At 63.9% G+C, this 3,744-nt stretch carries 4 protein-coding genes and 1 pseudogene; 3 read left to right on the plus strand and 2 right to left on the minus strand.

The window, feature by feature from the left end; genetic code table 11:
- Positions 1-507 (plus strand): annotated as a pseudogene (locus tag EOB80_RS35110) (EamA family transporter RarD); the annotation flags it as partial.
- A gap of 9 nt (positions 508-516) precedes the next feature.
- Positions 517-1,203: a glutathione S-transferase family protein gene (locus tag EOB80_RS07935; protein ID WP_127327250.1), complete on the plus strand. Its 687-nt coding sequence runs from the start codon at positions 517-519 to the stop codon at positions 1,201-1,203.
- 17 nt (positions 1,204-1,220) lie between these two features.
- On the opposite strand, the gene EOB80_RS07940 is transcribed toward EOB80_RS07935, so the two are convergent.
- The gene (locus EOB80_RS07940; protein WP_127327251.1) at positions 1,221-2,219 is read right to left on the minus strand and encodes a transporter; all 999 of its coding nucleotides are present in this window, start codon (positions 2,217-2,219) and stop codon (positions 1,221-1,223) included.
- A gap of 175 nt (positions 2,220-2,394) precedes the next feature.
- On the minus strand, positions 2,395-2,685 hold the full coding sequence (locus tag EOB80_RS07945; RefSeq protein ID WP_127271666.1) for a muconolactone Delta-isomerase family protein: 291 nt from the start codon (positions 2,683-2,685) through the stop codon (positions 2,395-2,397).
- A gap of 107 nt (positions 2,686-2,792) precedes the next feature.
- Between EOB80_RS07945 and EOB80_RS07950 the strand changes: the two genes are divergently transcribed.
- Positions 2,793-3,692, plus strand: a complete 900-nt coding sequence (locus EOB80_RS07950; protein WP_127327252.1) for a LysR substrate-binding domain-containing protein — start codon at positions 2,793-2,795, stop codon at positions 3,690-3,692.
- Positions 3,693-3,744 lie beyond the last annotated feature (52 nt).

The raw sequence follows: 3,744 nt of genomic DNA on the forward strand, positions 1-3,744 counted from the left end.
GTGCTGGCGGCCGTCGCAGTCGCCGTGCTGACCGTCGAGGGCGGCAAGCTGCCCTGGGTGTCGCTGGCGCTGGCGTTTTCCTTCGCCGCCTACGCCTTCTTCCGCAAGACGCTGCCGATCGGACCGAGCCAGGGATTTTTGCTCGAAGTCCTTCTGCTGTCGGTGGTGGCGCTTGGCTACATCGTCTATCTCATCGCGACCGAACAGGATCACATCTTATCCAGCAGTGGCACCGATACGGCATTGCTGATCGGCTGCGGTCCGGTCACATCGATCCCGCTGCTGCTGTTTGCGTTCGGCGCGAGGCTGCTGCGGCTGTCCACCATCGGCATCATGCAGTACATCGCGCCGACCATTGTGTTTCTGATCGCCGTGCTGATCTTCGACGAGCCTTTCGGCACCACCCAGGCGATTGCCTTTGGCCTGATCTGGACCGCGCTCGCGATGTATTCCTGGTCGATGTTCCGTGGCCGCGAGATCCGGCCGGCGGTGCCGGCTGCAAGGTAAGGGTCCCCTATGTACCTGCTGCATATCGCCAACAAGAATTATTCCTCATGGTCGCTGCGGCCTTGGGTGTTGATGCGAGAGCTGAACATCCCGTTCGAGGAACGGCTGACGCCATTCCCGACCGCATCGAGTTGGGATCTGTACCGGCCCTTCTCGCCGAGCGGCCGCGTGCCGTGCCTGATCGACGATGGCTGGGCGGTCTGGGATTCGCTGGCCATCGTCGAATATCTGGCCGAACGCCACCATGGCGTGTGGCCTGTCGAGGCCAAGGCGCGCGCCTGGGCACGCTCGGCCGCCGCCGAGATGCATTCGAGCTTCACCGCATTGCGCGGGGCATGCCCGATGAGTTGCGGCGTGCGCGTAAAGCCATTCCCGATGTCCGATGCGCTGAAGCAGGACATCTTTCGCCTCGGCGATCTCTGGAACGATGGCCTTGCCCGTTTCAGCGGGCCGTTTCTGGCCGGCGCTCATTTTACCGCCGTCGACGCTTTCTTTGCCCCGGTGGCGTTCCGCGCCCAGTCCTATGGGCTCTCCTTCGAGGGTGCGGCTGCGGCTTATCCGGCGCAATTGCTTGCCCTGCCGGCGATGCGCGAATGGTATGCGGCTGGCTTGGCCGAGACCTGGCGCGAGCCCGACCACGAAGCGGAAGCCGCCGCCGCCGGCACCATCATCGAGGATCTTCGCGCCTCGGCGTGAAAGTCGCCGGGCGGGCGTTACATCTGTCCGAGCCGCCTGACAAAGAGATAGGTCGCGCCCGCGATCACCATCGCTACCGCCGTCACCACCCAGAAGCCCATTGGCGTGTCGACCAGCGGCAGGCCGCCGACATTCATGCCGAACAGGCCCGAGATGATGGTCATCGGCAACAGCACCGCCGTCATCACCGACAGTACGTACAGCAGCCGGTTCGACTGCGTCGTCAGCTTGGCCATAAGCTCGTCCTGCAACAGCCGGGCGCGTGCCTGCAATTGTTCGCCATCATAGTGCAGCGTCTGCGCCCTGTGTGAAAGACGCGCGGCCATGTCGTTGATGCTGTCGGGCAGGTCGTTACGGTGCGAGTGGTCGAGATGGCGAAACAGATTGGTCAGCGTCGCCATCTGCCTGTGGATCACCACCAGATGCCGGCGCGCGTCGACCAGGGATTGCCGTTCATTGTGCCATGCGTCGCAGACGATGCGATCCTCGATCCCGTCGAGGCTGTCGCCGAGTGCCGCAAGTTCCGCCACCATGCCGTCGAAGGACTGGCCGACAACCGCCTCGATCAACTCGGCCGGCGAGCGGAACTTGCGCGATCCATTCTCGATCGCCTTGCGGATGTTGTCGACCGACTGCAGCGGTTGCTTGCGGGCGCCGACCAGCATCGTGTCGTTGAGCGCGAAGCGGAAATGGCCAAGCCCGCCCGCTTCCGCCGAATAGTCATGGCGCAGGTCCGGCAGATCGCCATAGAGCCAGTCGTTCTCGAGGTCGATGTGGCAGCCATGGCTGGCGGACAGGAAAGCTTCGCGCACCGGTGCCGGCAAAGCCTGATCGGCGCCGATCTCATGGCGGGCCCGCATGTCGGAAAGCTGGTAGCTGCGCCATGTCCAGTGCGCGGCGGTGGCGTCCCTGGTTCGCACGCCCTCAGCGGTGAAATGATAGATGAAGAACAATCCGTGCTCGTCGGGCAGGTAGGGCGACAGGTCGGTGCCTTCCGGGGCGAGAGTGATATCCATGGGGCGGTGCCAGATGCATGTTCCGAAATGGCACCGCACGGCGGCTGCCTGGCCTTGATTTCTAGCACGAGCGAACCCGGTTCCGTATGACGGTTTCTTGACAGCCGATCACGGTCTGTCGATCACCCACGTCAATCCGGTGGTGACGCCTTCGCCACCCCGGATTGTGCCCCGGTCAGTGCTTCGGGCCGAAGCCGGGGTAGGGCTTGAGGGGCACGATTGCGGCAATGTCCATCATGCCGGCCTTGACCAGCGGCAAGGTGGCGAGATGGCCGCGAACCTCTGCATCATCGGCGGCTTCGAGCATCATGCCGCTGCCCGGGATGTCGCCTCGGTTCCACACCTGGCGTACCGCGCCTTCGGCATAGAGCGTGCGCCGCTGTTCGGCTTCGCCGGGCAGAAGCGGAGCGAAATCGGCATCGGCAAATTTTTCGGTGTTGCGGGTGAGAAGGGCAAAGAACTGCATGGCGGTCTCCTGTGGTTGGATGGCCGAACTATCGCTCCCGCTGGTCAGACTGTCCAAGACTGGTTAGGATAAAGTTGAGACCTCAGGGGACTGGAGCCTGGAGAAAAATGTTCGACCTGCGCCAGATCAGGTATTTCGTCACCGTCGCCGAAACCGGCAATGTCGGGCGCGCCGCCGAGATGCTGCATATTTCTCAGTCGCCGCTCAGCCGGCAGATCATCCAGCTCGAGGAGCAGTTGGGTGTTTCCCTCTTTGAAAGGTCGAAGCAGCGGGTCCATCTCAACGCCGAGGGGCGCGCCTTCCTCACCGAGGCCCGCGCGCTGCTATCCGATGCGCGACGTTTGGAGGAGTTCGGCCGCAACCTGGCCAGCGGCGCCGTCGGCCGGCTCGCCATCGGCTATGTCGAAGGCGCCGTTCATGCCGGGCTTGTCGCCGGGATGCTGCGCCAGTTCCGTCGCGACCGGCCGGATTTCCATCTGCAGCTGAGAAGCCTGCGTTCTGCGGCGCAATTGGAAGGGCTACGGCAGCGGTCGCTGGATCTGGGCTTTGTCTACTCGCCGCCAGCCGATGATGACCCGGATGTCGCCGCCATGGCGCTGCGGCATGAGCCGCTGGTGCTGGCGATCCCCGAAGATGATCCGCTTGTTCAATTACCAGAGGTTGGGCCGCATCACCTTGACGGTCGCACCTGGATCACCGTCGTGCGCCAGCCGGACGACACCAATCGCGGCCAGTTCCTTGCCGCCTGCGCCAAAGCCGGCTTTTTGCCCGACATCGCCTATGAAACGGCGGATCCGCTGACCTCGCTCGGCCTTGTCAGCGCCGGCCTTGGTCTGGCGACGGTGCAAGCCAGCCTGCGCGCCACTGCGCCGCCGCGGATCGTATTTCGCGACCTGCCGTGGTTCGACCGCACGGTTTCACTCCATCTCGCCTGGCGGCGTCAAGACCGGCGGGCGGTGATTGCCGATTTGCGGCAGGCTGCGGAGGAAGAGGGGAGTAGGGAGTAGGGCAGTAGGGCAGTAGGGCAGTAGCGCAGGACACTCCAGGCAATTCACATAC

The organism is Mesorhizobium sp. M7A.F.Ca.MR.245.00.0.0 (genome assembly GCF_003997415.1).
GTDB lineage: Bacteria > Pseudomonadota > Alphaproteobacteria > Rhizobiales > Rhizobiaceae > Mesorhizobium.

What these genes read in the sequence shown, in the direction of transcription:
- EOB80_RS07950 (WP_127327252.1), top strand. Translation starts at nt 2,793, where the DNA reads ATGTTCGACCTGCGCCAGATCAGGTATTTCGTCACCGTCGCCGAAACC.
- EOB80_RS07935 (WP_127327250.1), top strand. Translation starts at nt 517, where the DNA reads ATGTACCTGCTGCATATCGCCAACAAGAATTATTCCTCATGGTCGCTG.
- EOB80_RS07940 (WP_127327251.1), bottom strand. Translation starts at nt 2,219, where the DNA reads ATGGATATCACTCTCGCCCCGGAAGGCACCGACCTGTCGCCCTACCTG.
- EOB80_RS07945 (WP_127271666.1), bottom strand. Translation starts at nt 2,685, where the DNA reads ATGCAGTTCTTTGCCCTTCTCACCCGCAACACCGAAAAATTTGCCGAT.